Raw genomic sequence first — 16,744 nt, forward strand, 5'->3', positions numbered from 1 at the left:
TTGGATTTGTTTTTTGCTGAATCCACGGAAATATGAAAGCTAAGAACCACGCCGAGTTAGCGTATTTCTTAGCTTTCATGTTGCAAATTACTAGTGTTTGATTTTTTTATCTGACGTATAAGGTTGATGAAACATCCTCGAAACGCCAAATGGAACCAGTGTTAGAAAAATTGACCATGAGATTAAACCATGAGGCAGGTTATGAGTATACATTGGCAGTAAAGCGACATAATTGTGAGTCACACAATCATAGATGACAATGCCAATCGTGATCACTAGAAAGATACCTGATATTGATAATAATAATTTTCTGATATCCATAATAGATTCCCCCTTGAAAGGTCAATAGAAAATACATTGAACCGTTTCTTATTAGTATTTTTCCTGAAACAAAAATAATTTGGAAGTTGTTTAGGTGTGGTGGTTTTGAGTGAAATTAAGTCAGCTTTACTATCGGCTGATTGCGCTTTAAATTAGAATCCATTGCAATCAGGCCAACCAGTCCGACTAGAAGAATTGGAACGTAAGCTAAGAATAGCCAAATCCAAGGACTGCTTCCTGCAGAGGAGCCAATTGATAGTTGAGTGTCAAATAGGGAGTGAAGTAAGGCTGACCACATCAAAGTGTTGGTTGAGACACGAACGACTACAAAGAAAAGCCCTATACAAGTCGCGTAAAAGATTTGTTGCAAAGTAGCTTCTATCGTTTGACCATTCAATAGATTTACAGAATGGAAGAGGCCAAAACAAACTGATGATAGGATACCAGCAAAGGTTAGTGGCCACCGGGAATTAACAAATATTTTTTGAAATAGTGAAAAGACTAATCCACGAAAAACAAATTCTTCCAATATGCCGCCTGAGAACGCCAGGCAGATAGCCGAAACAGCTTTTGGAGAACGCAATACGCCAAAAATTTGAAGAGGAGAAACAAAAAGGAACACTGGTAAGCAGCAAATAGTCAGTGTCGTAATTAGAAGTGGGGTGCGTCTAAACTTTTGATTGCGAACCTTCAGACTACCCAGTCCATAATAGATAAAAGCGGCAACCAACAAAACATATGCTAATCGAACAATCGCATATAGTGTTGGACTAACTGATAATCTTAATGAGTTGTCTATCGGTATTATCGGTATAAATACAGCGATGGCGATAATTAATTGTAAGCGCCAATTCCAACGAGTCTTAATCAATTCTAATCATCTTCTCATATGAACTATCCTTAAATTACCACTTGAGTTTGATTTATACAAGATAAAATGATGTATTAATGCCGGCATGCATAGAAATACATTGATTTTGATGTGTCGCGTTCTGATGAGAGCATGAAGACCAATATGCTGAAGCGCAACCATTCTTATTTAGCGGCTATCGTGTCATTAATCCACTGATCAAGTTGGTCAATATCATAAATTCGCTTAATCTTCGTTAATATTTGTGATAATGGGATGGCTTCCAAAGATTTACGAAGCTGCTTCTCAACTGTATCCATCACTTGTGAGATGACGCATTCTTTTTCATTGCCGTTGTCTTTACCTTATACAGCGGCTTATTATTCAGACGGGATTTTAGTTTATCGGCCTAGCCGATTGGACGACAATCCTTGGACTAATGGGGATTATGCCAGCATTAATTTTAAATCTGCTAGAGAAAGCGACCTTAACTTGGATAAAGAAAATCGTGCGGGAAGGGAATTATAAAAATGGCTTCCTATCCTTGACAGGGTGATTCAATTTATATTGATACCGAGTCACATTCTGATAAAAAGTGGGAGATCATGCCCATGCACCTATGGTTACCAAGAACTTATAAGTGTATAATGTGGGCAACTTTAATGAAATGCAATTTTTTCTAAATGAAGGGTTTGATTCAAGTTGATCATTGAGAATCGTTGGTCGTGGGGGCGTTTGTTGGCAGCGGGGGTTGGCCTGTTTTTAGTTTATAATGCAGTGATGCTGTATCTTTACGATGCTTCAGAATGGCTGGTTGCCAGTATTGACGCGGTAATTGCCCTTATTTCGCTGGGAATTACGTGGTGGACATTGAAATCGTTTAAGCTCTTTTCTCAGCGGCCGAAGTTTAGCAGGTCCATGAAGATTTGGGGATTAATTGCGTTGGTCACGGTTATGATCATGATGATTCTTAACGGATTCTTTCAAAATTTGCCATTACTGTTTGGTTCGAATGATTTCTGGTTAATAACCGTCATCGCGTTAGCTACTGGGATATTTGAAGAAACCCTTTGCCGAGGTTTGTTTTTCTCGGGTTTCTTGGACCATACCTTATATAATGGCAGTTCCTTTCGTTTCACGCGATCGGCGATTTATTCGGCATTTTTATTCGGGGGGTTCCATTTCGTCAACTTTCTGGGTGGTAATCCGGCAGTTGTATTTCAACAGATGTTTTGGGCTTTTGTACTCGGTGTCTTTTTGGCGGCTCTGCGGGTTGCGACTAACACACTTGTCTGGGGGATTCTCCTGCATTCTCTTTTGGACTGGGTTCCGAGTATTTCCGGCCCCATTAGACAAAGTGGAACAAGTTGGTGGGAATTGATTGCGGTGTTTGGCCCAATCTTTATCGCCAGTCTGATTTTCTTAGTGTCCGCCGATCAGCGGTATCTGAAAATTCCAGCAGAAAATGCGTAATGAATCATGTTGCTGTATTCAGAAAGGAAGGCGGCACACAATGAAAGAAGAGCCATATTTAACAGATGTCGATCAAACGTTTTTCCACGACCTTCAAAATCCTGAGTTTGCAGATGGGGTCAGGGCTGAAATGGACAAACTTTCAAGCACTGTTGCAATTCGGAAGAAAAAGCAAAACAGTCCAAATTAGTTTTTCTTAGCAATAATATTTATATCATTCACAAAATATATGACCGTTGAAGATGAGATGATAAACAAAAATCTGGATTACCGTATCTCAACTTAGAAAGTAAAATCCCGTAAAACCAGTGGGTTCACTGGTTTTACGGGACTTTTTGAAAAGTGATTGTTTATTCTATTTAAAATTAATTAAAATTAAAACAATTTCCAAGTATAAAAGGAAGCTGCTAAGGCTGGTTAAAAATCTATTGGGTCATGTTATTCAGTTGGCAGCCAGTATCCATTTCGAATTTCATCCAACAGGGTGACTAGTTGTTTGGTTTCTTTAACATCGTGAACCCGTAAAATTCGGCCGCCTTTCAGGTACATTTCCGCTTCGGTTACCAGGGTCATCGGCAGGCGTTCGTCCTTTTTCAGACCTAATAGTAAACCGAGATATCCTTTTCGAGAAATGGCGGTCATGATTGGTCGACGGAAATCATTGAATTGATCGAGGTTACGCATCATGACATAGTCTTGGGCACCGTCAGGAACTTTGGAGTAGCCGATTCCTTGATCCAAAGCAATCCGTTCGATATCGATACCGGCGCTGGTAATGTCAGCGAGATTTTGTTCGAAAAATCGGTGCATCCCCGTGGTTAGATCATCATACTCGTGGCCGCGGCTACTGTGCATTGTCAGCAGACCAACGTTATTTTGCGCCAATAGAGCTAATTTATCAGGATTATCAGTAAAGGCATTGACATCATTAATGATTGAAACGCCTTCGTCAATTGCGGCCTTCATAACGGGGAGCTTATAGGTGTCAATCGCAAAGACAACCTTTGGGAAGGCCTGACGGATTGCTTTCATATAAGGAATCGTTCGTTCAATTTCAACTTCTGGCGTCACTTCTTTAAAGCCGGGGCGGGTTGTTTGACCGTTGACCTCAATAATATCGGCACCATCAGCCAGCATCTGTTCCACATGCTTCAACACGGCGTCCATACTTTGGTAGCGGCCGCCATCATAAAATGAATCCGGGGTGATGTTCATCACGGCATAGATCATGGCTTTCTCAGTCAGGTTAAACCGGTGATCACCAGCCTGCCAAATAATATCGTACTGTTTCAAGATTTGACGTAATTGGCCTTGAGCGGCTGCCTGATCATGAAATAATTTCGGCCATTCCTGGTTCAGACGTTTCGCTGCTTCAAGCGTTAGCAAGCCGACTACTGTCCGATCGAGTACTTGACTGGCACCATCCAGTTGATGAATGACGTGTTGCAAACGACCCGCTTGACCAGCATCAACGTCGGTAAATTGCAGGTTTAAGCGGTTCTGTTTGGTTGCCAGTGCGAATAATGCCTGGCTTTCAAAATCAGAGTGGTTACCTAGGGCTTGAGTGGTATCTTGAATTCTCATGGGATTAATTCCTTTCTCCGAAGCATATTGATTAATTGTTGGGCGGCTCGACCGCGGTGGGTAAGCGGGATTCGCTGGCTGTCTGGCAGTTCGGCCAAGGCTTTCCCTAATTCCGGCAGCCAAAAAATCTTATCAAAACCGGTGGAAAAGCTTCCCAGATCGTGACGGGCAATTTGACCAGTAACCGATCCGGTGGCAGTGATCGTTGGGCCATTCGGGATAACAACCGCTAATGTTGACCGCATGGTTGCGCTTCTGTCGGCTCCTGAATAGTCGGCTAACCACGCTAAAAGTGTTTGGTTATCGCTACCGTTGGCTTTCTCATGTAACTCACGTTTGGTCGTAACGCCAAGATGGGAAGCTAGGATCGGAATCTCAATCCCACTGTCATCGGCAATTGCCGTCTGGCCGGTCTGCTGGCTTAAAAACTGGGCCTTGGTGATGGCGTTGGTCACGTAACTGGTCGTTGTTTCTGCTGGAAAGGTTAGCGGCGCCAAGCAATCGGTGTAGGGGATTGCCCTTAAACCGAAGAATGCCAGATCTTTTTGCAGGTCAGCTGCCTTGAACGGATTGTTGGATGCAATTAGCCAGTCACTCATTGGTTTCACCATCCCAAGCCAATTTGAATTTATTAATGAAGTAAAAAGAACCGGTGCCAATCACAAGCCCCTGGTTGGTGCCTTGCAGTTGCTTGGCCTGTTGGGCGGCATTGGCAATCGAATCGGCCAGGATGATTTTGGCAGCTACTGATTTGGGATTCGCATGAAAAATTTGGGCTAATTGGTCAGCAGCCAGAGCACGGTCGGGGTTATCCGGAGATGAGATGATAAACGTTGCGTTAACATCAAGTAGTCGGTTGACGCATTCCGTTACCTGCTTGTCTTTTAGAAAGCCCACGACAAAGGTAATGGTTCCCAAGTCCTTTAGCGATAAGAGTGATGTTACTAAGCCGTTGATCCCGTTGAGATTATGAGCGCCGTCAATTAAGACTGGTGGTTCAGCTTGAATAAGTGCCATTCGACCGGGAAATGTGATGGTTTGTAAGACCGAGAGAATGGTCGTTCGGGTAATTTTGAATGTTGCAGTTCGGTTGAACAGGGCAACCCAGGTTAAAACGGTTTGCAAGTTACGGATCTGGTATTGACCAGCCAGATTAAAATGAACGTTGGGAAGAATCTCCCCATTTAAAATCAAGTCAATTTGGGAGTGGTCAAGAAATGGCTGATTAAGATGAACATGATCAAAGCTGCTTAAATATAATTTGGCATTTACCTGAAGACAGCGATTTTCGATTATTTTAACCGCTACCGGGTCTTGATGCGCGTAACAGATAGCCTGCACTCCGGGTTTAATAATTTTGGCAGTTGTGGTTACGATATCTTCAAGCGTTGATCCGAGAATATTTAAATGATCCAAAGCAAACTTAGCAAAAATAACGGTTTTAACGTTTCGGGTAGCATTGGTCGCATCAAGTTCGCCGCCCAAGCCGGTTTCGTAAACCACATAATCAGCTCGGCGGTCCGCAAAATAAATGGTGGAGATTAAATACCAGGTTTCAAATATCGAGATGTCCTGCTGGATCAGGCTGAGTTGTTTAAGGGCATCAGTGAACGTTTGATAACACTTGATAAATTCGTCGTACATAATCAATTGGCCATTTAGCCGAATCATTTCGCGATCGTCATATAGGGTGGGACTAGTAAATAGGCCGACTTGATACCCGGATCGTTGCAGTAAAGCTGCCGTCAGTGTTGAAATAGAGCCCTTACCATTGGTGCCGGCAACGTGAATAGTTTTGAATTGTTTGTCGGGTGATCCCAAAACATCGAGAATTCGCCGTAACAATGGTATTCGGGATTCGTTTTTGCCATACTTCATGACATGGGGGATTTGAGAAATAATCGTGTCATATTGATCTTTTAATGTCATCCGGAGTTCCTTCTTACCTGTTGATTTCTTGTAAAAATTCAGCTTTTTTGTCGCGATCTTTTTTTAAAATACCATCGTAATATGAAGTGGTCGTTTGACTGTTTAGCTTCTTGATTCCGCGCATTTCCACACACATATGACGAGCGGTAATGACAACGGCAACACCTTGGGGAGCTAAAATCTTGGTCATTTCTTTACCGATTTGGCTGGTGATTTCCTCTTGAACACTTGGTTTGGCCGCCACGTATTCAATTAACCGGGGAATTTTACTTAACCCGATAATTTTACCGTTTTGGGGAACGTAACCGACGGACACGGTGCCGAAAAATGGTAACAAGTGGTGTTCACACATTGAATAGAACGGCACGTGTTTGACGGTCACAATTTCATCGTCAACTGACTTATCGGCATCAAAGACTTTGCCGTCATCAAAAGATTTCTTTTCCAGCGAGCTGAAGATTTCTTCATACATTCGGGCAACTCGGGCAGGGGTTTCTTTTAATCCGGCACGGTCGGGATTCTCACCGACAGCTGTTAAAATATGTCGAATACTGGTTTCAATAATTTGCTTGTTTTCCGGACTCATAATGTCTCTCTTTTCTGATCAAGTTTCTTGATATATTGACTGCCAGACAACTTGGCAATGGCGGCTTTGATTTGGGGAACGCGCTGGTCATCAGGATCGATAATCTCTAATAATGGCACGAGGACGAATAGGCGGTTAAATATCTCTTTATGGGGAACGATTAATTCGGTCGTTTGAATGTGGTCAGTGTTGAAAAGTTCGATGTCCAGATCCAATGTGCGGGGTCCCCAATGAATGGTCCGGACGCGCTTGTATTTTTGCTCAAGTTGATGCAATACGTTAAGCAACCGGTGGGCATCCAAACTAGTGGTTAGCTTAAACACTGCGTTAATGAATTGATCCTGTTCGACGCCACCAACCGGATCGGTTATATAATAGGAAGAAACTTTCTCAACTTGGATGTCTGCATGATCGTTTAAGTCTGCCAGGGCACCCTTAACGATTGCTTTTGAATCACCTAAATTACTCCCAATGCCGATGTAGGCAGTATTTGGTTGCGTCAAATTGACACCTCCACTTCAGCATTGTCGAGGACGCCATCGATTGGTAAGCCTTTTTTCTGAATCGCGACCGTCACGTGTTCAAGTTTATCCTCAAATTGATCCCAAACGTGTTTGCAAATTAGCGAGGCAACCGTTTCAACTAATTTTGTATCTTTCTTGGCAACGACTTCGCTGGCGATTTGATAAACTTGGCCGTAGTTGATCGTATTATTCAAGTCATCTTTGGCCAGCGTGTCCAGGCTGACATCTTTTAGATTAAGGGTAATATTAATGACAATATCTTGGCCGATCACCCGCTCTTCTTTGTAGAAACCAATGTGCGAGTGAAACTGCATTTGATTGAGTTTAATGGTTAGCATAATGCCTAATGCTCCTTATAAATGATTTCCAATGATCGTTGGAATTAACGAAAGTTCTTAATATGTATTGTAGCGCGCTTTGCCAGGTTGATCGATATAAATTACTTGGTTGGCTTGATTAACGAACTTTTTCATTATTATAAGGCTGTTTGTTCGTGATTACCTACCTATCTATTATTGATTGAGTTTGGCCGGTTTGTCAATTAGAAATAGTAGGATTTCGGTGAATTCGGCTGCTTTGCCATTATTGAAATAAAAAAATAAAGAGAGCTGGAAAATAGTTGTTTTCCAGCTCTGTTAGTGTAAACATGATTGTTACCGAGCAAAAACGCGGGAAAAAAGGCAACTTCCGGCCGTGTAATCAAATTATCCAAATATTCAAGTTCGGAATATTCGGATAATCTGACTACACTCTGGAAGTTAAGCGCCTTTTTTCCCACTCTGTTCATCTTTGAAAACGATATTTGACGGTGGTAATTTTAGATTTAATGGGTTACGGATTGTGACCTGTCGGAACTAAGCCATTTCGTAATTATTACTGCGATGAGTAAGCCGGCTATTGCAGATAAGCCCACGCCTTTAAATGCCCAGTGGGGGTAGACAATGCCGCCAATCAATGAACCCAATGTTAGGCCGAGGTACAGAAAAGAACTGTTGAAAGACATGACGGTTGAACGATTTTTAGGGACAACATTAACAATATAGGTTGTTAATGCTGTGACGCCTAATCCTTGTGCCAAGGCAAGCAGGATGAGAAATGTGATTAAAAGGGGAATTGTGTTGGCCATAAAGGTCATCCCGAAAATAAAAATTACCGATAGAAGACCATTGATGATGACACTGCGCATTGCGCCCAATTTGGTTGTGACAATCCCGCCAAAAAAACTGGCGATAAAGTTGCTAATACCATAAGCGGTAAAAACCAAGCCGGTTTGGGCGGTATTATCGTGAAAAGTTTGTTCGATATAAGTGCCTAAGAATGTATAAATAGTATAGAAACCAAACATCCAGACCAGGTTAATGCTGAGCGCCCAAGTCGCGTGATGGGTCGTTAGTAATGTTCGAAAAGAATCAAGGTAACTTATCCGTTGATTTGGCAGGGAGCTCATATTGGGAATGACGACTAACAGGACAAAGTAGGCGATCAAGGTTAATCCTGCGGAGCCCCAAAAGGCCATGTGCCAGTTTGAAAGTTGGGCTAATTCAGTTCCCAGTGGGACGCCAATTGCAATTGATAAGGAAAGCGCCGACATGGTGATTCCCATGATCGTATTTAACAAGTGTCCACGAAAATGGTCACCGATAATTGCCCAGATATTTGGCATTGTCAAAGCTGCCCCAATTCCGGCAATGGCTCGATAGACATAAAATTGACCAATCGTTGTCGCAATCGCGCAAAGAAGGCTGCCAATCAGGAAGATCCCAATTCCGATTGTCAAAATCCATTTCTTGTCAAATTTATCGCCGAGCGGTCCGAAAAACGGAGAGCCAATGGCGTAACACAGCGCGTAGATTGTAACGGCCAACGCAGCGGAACTTAAGTTAACGCCGTAGTCCCGCTCAATTGCAGGAAGCAAAGGCGAAATGATAAATGAATCAGCGCCCATAATAAAAACGATTAAAAATAAACCTGTCACCATCAAAACATCTTTAGAAGTCATTTGATCTGTTATTGCCAAGCTAACCACCCTCTCTGCATTAAAATATAAAACCAAAGGGTGGAAATGCCAATAAGGGAATTTTTTGATACCCATTCCTAGACAAAAACATGTGGTAGAATAGTCGCAAAGTCGTTAAGCTGACTTTTGAAAGGAAGCGTTGATTGGAATGAAAGCGTCTGAAATGAGCCGCCGGCATGGTGAGCTTTGTCCACTTGATACCACGTTAAAAATTTTAGATGGCAAGTGGAAATCCATTATTCTTTGTCGGTTAATGAAGCATGAGTTTCGATATACTGAATTATTGCGGACACTGCCGGGATGTACGCGGCGAATGCTGTCATTGCAGCTTTCACAATTGGAAAATGATCGCATTATTGTTAAGCAGACTGATACCAGTTACGTTCCGGTAAAAACAAGTTACCGATTGACGCCGGCTGGGCGATCGTTGGTGCCGATTGTTTTAGCGATGAATAAATGGGGAGCGACGTATTTAGAGCGTTTGATTCCGGTTGAAGCGAAGTGAGTTAGGAAATTACTTCCCACCGGCAAGGCTTATTTTGTTGAATCGGGTCGGGGATCGTATAATGATTAATTAACAAAAAGTAGTTAAACTTCGGATTTAAGAAGTTGATAACTCGTCCTTGTTTTATCAAAAGCTTGTGCTAATATATTGATTAGGATTTAAAATGATTAATCGCATTATCTATCTGGGAAGTGAGCTTGGTGAGTTACTCAATTATTATCTCAAAGATTTTTAGCAAATTTGCAATGTTCAATTGGGGCGTGACGATTTTATCATTTATTATGGCAATTGTTTTATATCCGCAATTGCCTAAAGAGGTCCCTGATCATATTAATGCTTTTGGTGCCGCTGACAGTTATGGTGGTAAGTTAACGGTGTTTATATTACCTTTTGCATTAGCGATGATTGGTCTGCTGGTTTCTAGTAAATGGATTGATAACCGATATGCGGACCTGACCATTCAGAATACGTTGACGAAAACGCTGATGTTGGTAATTATGATCCTGCTTTGGTATGGGGCTGGGATCTTTTTCCTGACGTATTATCAACTGACCAAGTAGTTGGCGACTTCTCGGGACTACTTGACGGATACGGATACCTTGAGTATTATGAAGTTGTGTTAAATATACAAACTAGAACAAGAAAAGGGAGCCCCCGGATGGGCTCCCTTTTCTTACAGACATCTGAAAAACCTTATCGATGTTGGGAATGGTGATACCAACTCGAAAAAAGCGTATTAAAAATGCTGACAACGATGCCTATTATAATATACAAGCTAGTTTAATTACCTCCCTTGCCAGCCGGATCGATGAGTCGAGATGGCCGGCTTTTTTATTTTACTGGAAATTGATCGAATATGGGATTGAGATTTTCATGATTTTTCACAATGATTCTCTCATTTTGAAACTCTGATGTTTTATTCTAAATTTATTTTTTCGCCTTTTTCACATGCTTAAAAGGATATCTTTAGGATGAACAGCGATTTAGTTCCGATAAACGCCAAATAGAACCAGAAAGATCGGCCATCTTCAGTGTTGCGCTTAAGCAAAGTTTGAGCAATTATGAAAATTGCTTCCAAATAATTTTGTGTTGATTTTCACAATCCTTCCATTTATAATTAACCTCATGATTGATTGAAATTTCACAAGTTATACAAAACATGGAGGCTTATATTATGTCAAAGAAAGTTGCTTTAATTACTGGTGCCGGTCAAGGAATTGGTGAAGCGATCGCTAAACGTCTTACCAAGGATGGTTTTTCAGTTGCGTTAGTTGGACGGACTAAGAGCAAAGTTGAGAACGTTGCTAAAGAAATTAATGATAACGGTGGGGATGCTTATGCTATTGAAGCTGATGTTGCCGATCGTGACGAAGTATTCGCCGCTGTTGATGAAGCAACTAAACATTTTGGTGATTTTAACGTTATCGTTAATAACGCGGGAGTTGCACCAACAACACCAATTAGTACTGTTACACCTGATGTTTTGAACAACACTTTGGCCATTAATTTAGGTGGCGTTATCTGGGGCATTCAAGCCGCTTCCGATAAGTTCCATGAATTAAACCACGGTGGTAAGATCATCAACGCTTCTTCACAAGCTGGTCAAGTTGGTAACCCTAACTTAACGGTTTATGGTGCAAGTAAGTTTGCTATCCGCGGCGTTACTCAAACGACTGCTCGTGAATTAGCCAAAGATAACATCACGGTTAACGCTTATTGCCCAGGAATTGTTAAGACACCAATGATGAATGATATTGCCAAGAAGGTTGCTGACAATGCCGGCAAGCCATTCGAATGGGGCATGAAGCAATTCTCTAAAGACATTGCTTTAGGTCGACTTTCAGAACCTGAAGATGTTGCCGCTTGTGTTTCCTACTTAGCTGGTCCTGATTCCGATTATATGACTGGCCAATCACTATTGATTGATGGTGGGATGGTATTTAGCTAAAATTTTGGATGACGATTAATAAAGAGTGAGGCAAAAAACGCTTAGCTTCCAGAGTGTAGAGGGCTTATCCGAATATTCTGATCCTGAATATTTGGATAAGCCCTCTACACGGCCGGAAGCTGTTTTTTCCTCACGTTTTCACTCGGTAATAATCGTGACGACACAAAACGGGACTGGACAAAAGTAATTTTGTCCAGTCCCATTTTGAATTTGGCAACTTGTTATCGTCTTTTTTTTATTTACTGAATAAAAGGATAGCCGTGTGATAGGAACAATCCCAAGACACCAACCAGGATAACAAAGCAGAGCAGCCACCAAACAACTGATTTTGAGACGGCCTTCTGATTGTATTTGGCAAAGCCGATTTCAATGGCAGCGATTAGGCCAAGGGCAATCAAGACTTTGATCACCGTTAGAATCGGATTGTCACCCCAGGCATATGGCAGTAGGAAAACTCCGCTAACAATGGCAAACAGGTAAACAACCCGGGCAATCATTTGACAAATTTTTGCTTGGCTTGTCGGGCCGACAAATGCTAAGATAACGGCGATTGCTAAGATAACCCAAGAAATGATGTGAATCCATAACCAAATCATTTTTAATTTCCCCCTATGAATTAGAATCGATCTCTTTCATCATAGCTTTCTGAAAGGGGCATTGCAATTTTGAAGATATGGTGTGTTGTTCTGAGTGGATTACATTGTAATCACCGAACGACCGGATGCTTCCCAAGCTTTTGCAACTTGGTCTAACGGGAACACTTGTAGATTGATATATAGGTGACCGTCAGCGGCGTAGTCAAAAATGCTCGGAAGCTGAGTCTTCAGGTAAGTTGGAAAAACGTCCGGTGCAAAACTGCCAATGCCTGAGCCGATGAGTTCAACATCTTTGCTCCTGAGAACTTGGGACGGCAATGTTATATCACTACCGGCCATGCCGCCCACCGAAATATATTTAAGATGTTTTTGAAGCTTAATCTTTCTGAGTGCCTTAAAAATGAGTTCAGCGGGATGTCCCCAAAGGTAATCGACAACCAGATTGAACGGGGCTTCATCGTAAGCCGCGATAATTTGTTTCACAATTTGATCATCGGTACCATTAATTTGAATTGTGATGTCGGCACCCACAGTTTTCAATTTATCAAGGGATTGGGCATTTCTTCCGGTTGCGATAACTTTAGCGGCACCATGGAATTTAGCAAGCTGAACGGCCATCATGCCAGTGGCTCCGGTAGCACCGTTGACAAGAACAATATCGCCTTGTTTGATATGACCCCGTTCAATAAGCGCCACGTCGGAGCCCATCAGAGCGTTGGGTAACGCCGCTGCTCGAACATTATCCAAGCCGGCTGGCAGTTTAACCATTTTTCGACTATCAATCAGAGCTTTTTCGGCCATCATTCCGGTAATCCCCATTGCGTAAACCCGGGTTCCGTCATCAAGCTCGGACACGCCGTCCATGCCCATTACGGCAGGTAGTGGATCAAAATTCGTATAGTGCTTACCAGCCGCTTTACTAATGTCTAACTGTTTAATTGATGAAGCTTTCGGCGAAACCAATAATTGATTGTCATTGGTCACTTTAGGATCTGGAAAATCCTGGTATTCTGGAACTTTGCCGTAAGCGTTTAGGACTGCTGCTTTCATGATCTGAGCACCTCGTTTAATTTTATTTTGACCAACCGTATCACGTTTGGACGTTAGGCTCAATGAAAGGGCACTTTTATTGTTGAACTCTAAATAAGTGGTTAACGATCCAGATACAAAAAAGCTAGTCGGACAATTACGTCTGACTAGCTTTTTAAACAATTAGCGAGCTAAAAATCAATTATTCTTATTATTCTTCATCCATTTGCGCGTTCTTTTGAATTTCTGGTGATAGATCATACATCTTAGCAGCTTCGGTTAACAGGGCATGATACGCATACGAACCTTCTTTATAAGGCTCAATGACCACTTGATCGGCAATTTTGGAAAATGGCTTTTTGCCATCTTTTTCCTGAATTGAATTTAGATCTTCAATAATTTTCTTCTCAACATTTGACTCATTACCTACGATTTGTTTCGTTTGCAAACTGCCACGAATAGAAATTTTGTTCATAATAAATTCCTCACAATCTATCGGTTTTATTTGACGAAGAAATATTACCGCGTGATTCTTCCTGGGTAATATACCTACCTATATCATACCAATTATTTGTCTCCCATTTCACCAAATTTTGACAATAATGTCAAATTTATTTTGGGAAGGGGTGGTATTACCTCAGAATCGTATTTAACGGATATAATGGGCAATCTTTTTGTCTGAAGCGTTTGTTAATATAACATTTAATAATTTTGCAAACGACTCATGGCTATTAGATAATATGGTTATTGAAGGGAGATTTAATAATGAATAGGGGAATGGTCGATATAAAAAAACAAATAAAATTCTTGATGTTACTACTTCCAAGCCTGATCATTGGTTTTATCCTGAATCAGTCCAGCACAACCCAGGCAGCGACTGACCGTTCTGCTGATTCGTATTATTTAAACGATAGCGACACTTGGACTCACTATTTTTATAATAAAAGAACGGTTAAGTCACACAATGCCTACATTTGGAATCTTAAGCATACCAAGCGTCAGCACAATTTAAACAACTATAAAAGCACTGATTGGTATGTCTATAGTTTCTACAACAAAAAGAAGGACGGCCATACTTATAAGTATTACAAGGTCACTAATTATAATCGCTCGATTGTTGGGATGGTGTACAGCAAGTATTTAACAATTTCAACCACCGAACCCATAACCTCCTTCGCTGATGACAGCAACTATCTAAACTATATTAAAACTGCCCAGTCTCAGAAATTAGCCCGCGGGATCATGAAAATGTTCCCTAATGCCCCACTAAGTCTTGAGGCTTCTAAGTTTATCGCATCACGAGCTGCTAATAATCCGGCTGATCAGACAACTTATAAAGAAGTTATTAATTTCAGTAAAGTTGCATATCAAACTACTGTTAGCCAATGGGGGACTACCCAAAGTAAATTAAATAAATTTCAAAGTAAACTAAATAAAATTGGTTATACTCAAGAAAAAATTAATTCATTGCACGGATACAAGTTGGGACTCGTTGTTTATGATTTAAGCGAGGACTCTTTTGGGGGTCAGATTGTTTCAATTCACATCGGTTTGGTAAAATAAAGTATGTATCGGAGAAGGGCATAAATGCATCTCAAACATTGACTTCGTTCCATGCACTCAAGGCACTAGTATTCCCACCAACTACAACAAAGGTCGAATGACTTACGTTAATATTATTCGAACCATCCAAATCAAGCTAATGCCCACTGTTGGATTCATTTTGATCAAACATACACTGATCAAAACTAATTTGAGAACTGCGGAAAATATTTTGAACTACGCGATAAACATTTTTCCTTATTGTTATCTTTAATATCAGTAAAATTAATGCCAATAAGAGTCACATTATTTCAGTCAATGTTGGAAACTTGGTTGGCGGTTAAGTTAGGATACAATTGTTTTTTGATGAACGCAATAGATGGTGGATGAGTGATAGTGATATTTAGTTAATACTAAACAGGGAAGTTAGAACTTGTGCTATGTTTTAATTCGTGTGTCATACTATTGGTGACTTAACGGATTTGCTTGAAAAGCTGACCATATTTTCCCTAAATCTTAATTTTATTCTTAGTGGATTAGGAGATAGAAAATGAGTAAAACGTTGACCGTATTTGGGAAAATATCCATTGGAATAATTGTGACAATGATTCTGATCTATCTTATGCTTGATTGGATTGTCTTGGGCAGCATTCAAGGGCAACTGTTATCCATTATGGTTGGGTCATTTATGGTTGCCTATACAGGCGTATCATTTGGGTTAATTTATTTTATTGAAAGGAAGCGGCATTCGCCACACTAGCTGTAATATTTTTGGATGCAGATGCATCGTTGATTTGATTGAGGTTTAGGAAAATTAACAATTGGTTGATCAGTGCGGTTGCTGATTTAGTTTAACAATAAAGGGATACACCATATCCTGAAGATTAATTGAGGAGATATTATTATGAGAAGGTTAAGTAGTTTTATTGGATTATTCGTCATGGGATTATCTATTATGACAGTCACGACGCTGAATAAATCGGCATCGGCTAACAGTCCACAACGAGTCAGCAGTAGCTATATGGAAAAGGTTAGTAAGAAGATGCAATACTATCGACTAAATAAAAATATCCGACCAGCATCTTCCAACCTCAGCAAAAAAACAGCTGTGCCCAAAGGAACGATTCTTAATTTAGACTATACGATCGACAGCGGCAGTCATCAAAAAGAAGGCAAAGCCCTTATCAGTGACCTGGTTGAGATGAGTTACGTCTTTAAAAAAAAGCTGGGGTTCAAGCCTGCTTATCGGTCAGCTTATTTATTATTCTCATATTATCCACATTTGTTTACACGGGTAAAGCGGCCGGCTTACGTGTTGCCGTATAGTGATAATGTCCTTTATTTCGGTGGCCTGTCAGCCCTTAAAAGGGAAGCTGATAGTAGTTTTGTTCACCCTAAATCTACCAGTAAGGCTTTGAGAATTACTTCGGACGGTTATCTGGAACTTTACGTACGTGGTCGTAAGCCACTGAGTGATCCCCTATTTAATTGGCAATATGCTCAAAAACCGACAGCTTACGTTAAGATTGCCCATGCAATTAACAAGGGTTCTAAAAAATACTTATATTATCAAAAAAAATTGCCGGAGGTCCGGGCAACTCGCCTTTATCACGGCAAGTATCGTTACCGATTGAGGATTAATAATCTGCACACGCCTTATCGCTATACCAGTAATCAGGGTGCTAACACTTATGCAAGCTTTTATTCGGTTGGTGGATCGCGATACTTCACAGTTCCTTGGGGAGATGGCGGTGACGGTGACTAATAATCAAGGTTTAAAAGAGAAGCTGACTGACACATGTGGATAAGAAACTCACTTTAGGTTAGATATGACAAGTTG

General features: G+C 41.0%; 19 protein-coding genes and 1 pseudogene. 8 read left to right on the plus strand and 12 right to left on the minus strand.

Annotation, left to right across the window (positions count from 1 at the left end; translation table 11 throughout):
* Positions 1–90: 90 nt before the first annotated feature.
* The 3 genes from FC85_RS04890 to FC85_RS15680 all read right to left on the minus strand — a co-directional run bounded on the left by FC85_RS04890 (position 91) and on the right by FC85_RS15680 (position 1,494).
* On the minus strand, positions 91–321 hold the full coding sequence (locus FC85_RS04890) for a hypothetical protein (RefSeq protein WP_057864429.1): 231 nt from the start codon (positions 319–321) through the stop codon (positions 91–93).
* Between the two features lie 115 nt (positions 322–436).
* The gene (locus tag FC85_RS04895) at positions 437–1,192 is read right to left on the minus strand and encodes a CPBP family intramembrane glutamic endopeptidase (protein WP_057864430.1); all 756 of its coding nucleotides are present in this window, start codon (positions 1,190–1,192) and stop codon (positions 437–439) included.
* Positions 1,193–1,356: 164 nt separating this feature from the next.
* On the minus strand, positions 1,357–1,494 hold the full coding sequence (locus FC85_RS15680) for a hypothetical protein (protein WP_157051272.1): 138 nt from the start codon (positions 1,492–1,494) through the stop codon (positions 1,357–1,359).
* 415 nt (positions 1,495–1,909) lie between these two features.
* On the opposite strand from FC85_RS15680, the gene FC85_RS04900 reads away from it, so the two are divergent.
* Both FC85_RS04900 and FC85_RS15685 read left to right on the plus strand, forming a co-directional pair.
* The gene (locus FC85_RS04900) at positions 1,910–2,644 is read left to right on the plus strand and encodes a CPBP family glutamic-type intramembrane protease (protein ID WP_057864431.1); all 735 of its coding nucleotides are present in this window, start codon (positions 1,910–1,912) and stop codon (positions 2,642–2,644) included.
* A gap of 40 nt (positions 2,645–2,684) precedes the next feature.
* Positions 2,685–2,834, plus strand: a complete 150-nt coding sequence (locus tag FC85_RS15685; RefSeq protein WP_157051273.1) for a hypothetical protein — start codon at positions 2,685–2,687, stop codon at positions 2,832–2,834.
* Between the two features lie 248 nt (positions 2,835–3,082).
* Here the strand turns inward: FC85_RS15685 and folP are convergent, their stop codons facing one another.
* From folP to FC85_RS04935, 6 genes and pseudogenes are all read right to left on the minus strand, one after another.
* Positions 3,083–4,228, minus strand: coding sequence for a dihydropteroate synthase (gene folP, locus FC85_RS04905; RefSeq protein ID WP_057864432.1), 1,146 nt, complete (start codon positions 4,226–4,228; stop codon positions 3,083–3,085).
* On the minus strand, positions 4,225–4,827 hold the full coding sequence (locus FC85_RS04910; protein ID WP_057864433.1) for a non-canonical purine NTP pyrophosphatase: 603 nt from the start codon (positions 4,825–4,827) through the stop codon (positions 4,225–4,227). Before FC85_RS04910 ends, folP begins: the two co-directional genes overlap by 4 nt.
* On the minus strand, positions 4,820–6,157 hold the full coding sequence (locus tag FC85_RS04915) for a bifunctional folylpolyglutamate synthase/dihydrofolate synthase (protein WP_057864434.1): 1,338 nt from the start codon (positions 6,155–6,157) through the stop codon (positions 4,820–4,822). Before FC85_RS04915 ends, FC85_RS04910 begins: the two co-directional genes overlap by 8 nt.
* 13 nt (positions 6,158–6,170) lie before the next feature.
* A pseudogene (gene folE, locus FC85_RS16270) lies at positions 6,171–7,246 on the minus strand (GTP cyclohydrolase I FolE).
* Positions 7,243–7,605 (minus strand): dihydroneopterin aldolase, encoded by a 363-nt coding sequence (gene folB, locus FC85_RS04930; RefSeq protein ID WP_057864437.1) that lies wholly within the window; start codon positions 7,603–7,605, stop codon positions 7,243–7,245. Before folB ends, folE begins: the two are co-directional and overlap by 4 nt.
* 485 nt (positions 7,606–8,090) lie before the next feature.
* Positions 8,091–9,284, minus strand: a complete 1,194-nt coding sequence (locus FC85_RS04935; protein WP_225427559.1) for an MFS transporter — start codon at positions 9,282–9,284, stop codon at positions 8,091–8,093.
* Between the two features lie 148 nt (positions 9,285–9,432).
* On the opposite strand from FC85_RS04935, the gene FC85_RS04940 reads away from it, so the two are divergent.
* The 3 genes from FC85_RS04940 (at position 9,433) to FC85_RS04955 (ending at position 11,737) form a co-directional block, all read left to right on the plus strand.
* Positions 9,433–9,789, plus strand: coding sequence for a winged helix-turn-helix transcriptional regulator (locus FC85_RS04940; RefSeq protein ID WP_057864438.1), 357 nt, complete (start codon positions 9,433–9,435; stop codon positions 9,787–9,789).
* A 200-nt stretch (positions 9,790–9,989) separates the two neighbouring features.
* Positions 9,990–10,349, plus strand: a complete 360-nt coding sequence (locus tag FC85_RS04945; protein WP_057864439.1) for a DUF1648 domain-containing protein — start codon at positions 9,990–9,992, stop codon at positions 10,347–10,349.
* A gap of 614 nt (positions 10,350–10,963) precedes the next feature.
* A complete protein-coding gene (locus FC85_RS04955; RefSeq protein WP_057864441.1) occupies positions 10,964–11,737 on the plus strand; it encodes a (S)-acetoin forming diacetyl reductase in 774 nt (257 codons plus the stop codon).
* Positions 11,738–11,976: 239 nt separating this feature from the next.
* Here the strand turns inward: FC85_RS04955 and FC85_RS04960 are convergent, their stop codons facing one another.
* The 3 genes from FC85_RS04960 to FC85_RS04970 form a co-directional block, all read right to left on the minus strand.
* Complete coding sequence (locus tag FC85_RS04960) at positions 11,977–12,333, minus strand: DUF1516 family protein (protein ID WP_057864442.1); 357 nt, start codon at positions 12,331–12,333, stop codon at positions 11,977–11,979.
* A 99-nt stretch (positions 12,334–12,432) separates the two neighbouring features.
* A complete protein-coding gene (locus FC85_RS04965; RefSeq protein ID WP_057864443.1) occupies positions 12,433–13,383 on the minus strand; it encodes a quinone oxidoreductase family protein in 951 nt (316 codons plus the stop codon).
* 190 nt (positions 13,384–13,573) lie between these two features.
* Complete coding sequence (locus tag FC85_RS04970; protein ID WP_057864444.1) at positions 13,574–13,837, minus strand: hypothetical protein; 264 nt, start codon at positions 13,835–13,837, stop codon at positions 13,574–13,576.
* 290 nt (positions 13,838–14,127) lie between these two features.
* Between FC85_RS04970 and FC85_RS04975 the strand changes: the two genes are divergently transcribed.
* The 3 genes from FC85_RS04975 to FC85_RS04985 all read left to right on the plus strand — a co-directional run bounded on the left by FC85_RS04975 (position 14,128) and on the right by FC85_RS04985 (position 16,669).
* Positions 14,128–14,925 carry a hypothetical protein gene (locus tag FC85_RS04975; protein ID WP_057864445.1) on the plus strand — a complete coding sequence of 266 codons (798 nt, stop codon included), beginning with the start codon at positions 14,128–14,130 and terminating at the stop codon, positions 14,923–14,925.
* Positions 14,926–15,454: 529 nt separating this feature from the next.
* The gene (locus FC85_RS04980) at positions 15,455–15,664 is read left to right on the plus strand and encodes a hypothetical protein (protein WP_057864446.1); all 210 of its coding nucleotides are present in this window, start codon (positions 15,455–15,457) and stop codon (positions 15,662–15,664) included.
* Positions 15,665–15,808: 144 nt separating this feature from the next.
* Entirely contained in the window at positions 15,809–16,669 is an 861-nt protein-coding gene (locus tag FC85_RS04985) for a hypothetical protein (RefSeq protein ID WP_057864447.1), read from the plus strand.
* Positions 16,670–16,744 lie beyond the last annotated feature (75 nt).

Origin of the sequence: Lentilactobacillus diolivorans DSM 14421 (genome assembly GCF_001434255.1) — a bacterium.
In the GTDB taxonomy this organism is placed as follows: Bacteria; Bacillota; Bacilli; order Lactobacillales; family Lactobacillaceae; genus Lentilactobacillus; species Lentilactobacillus diolivorans.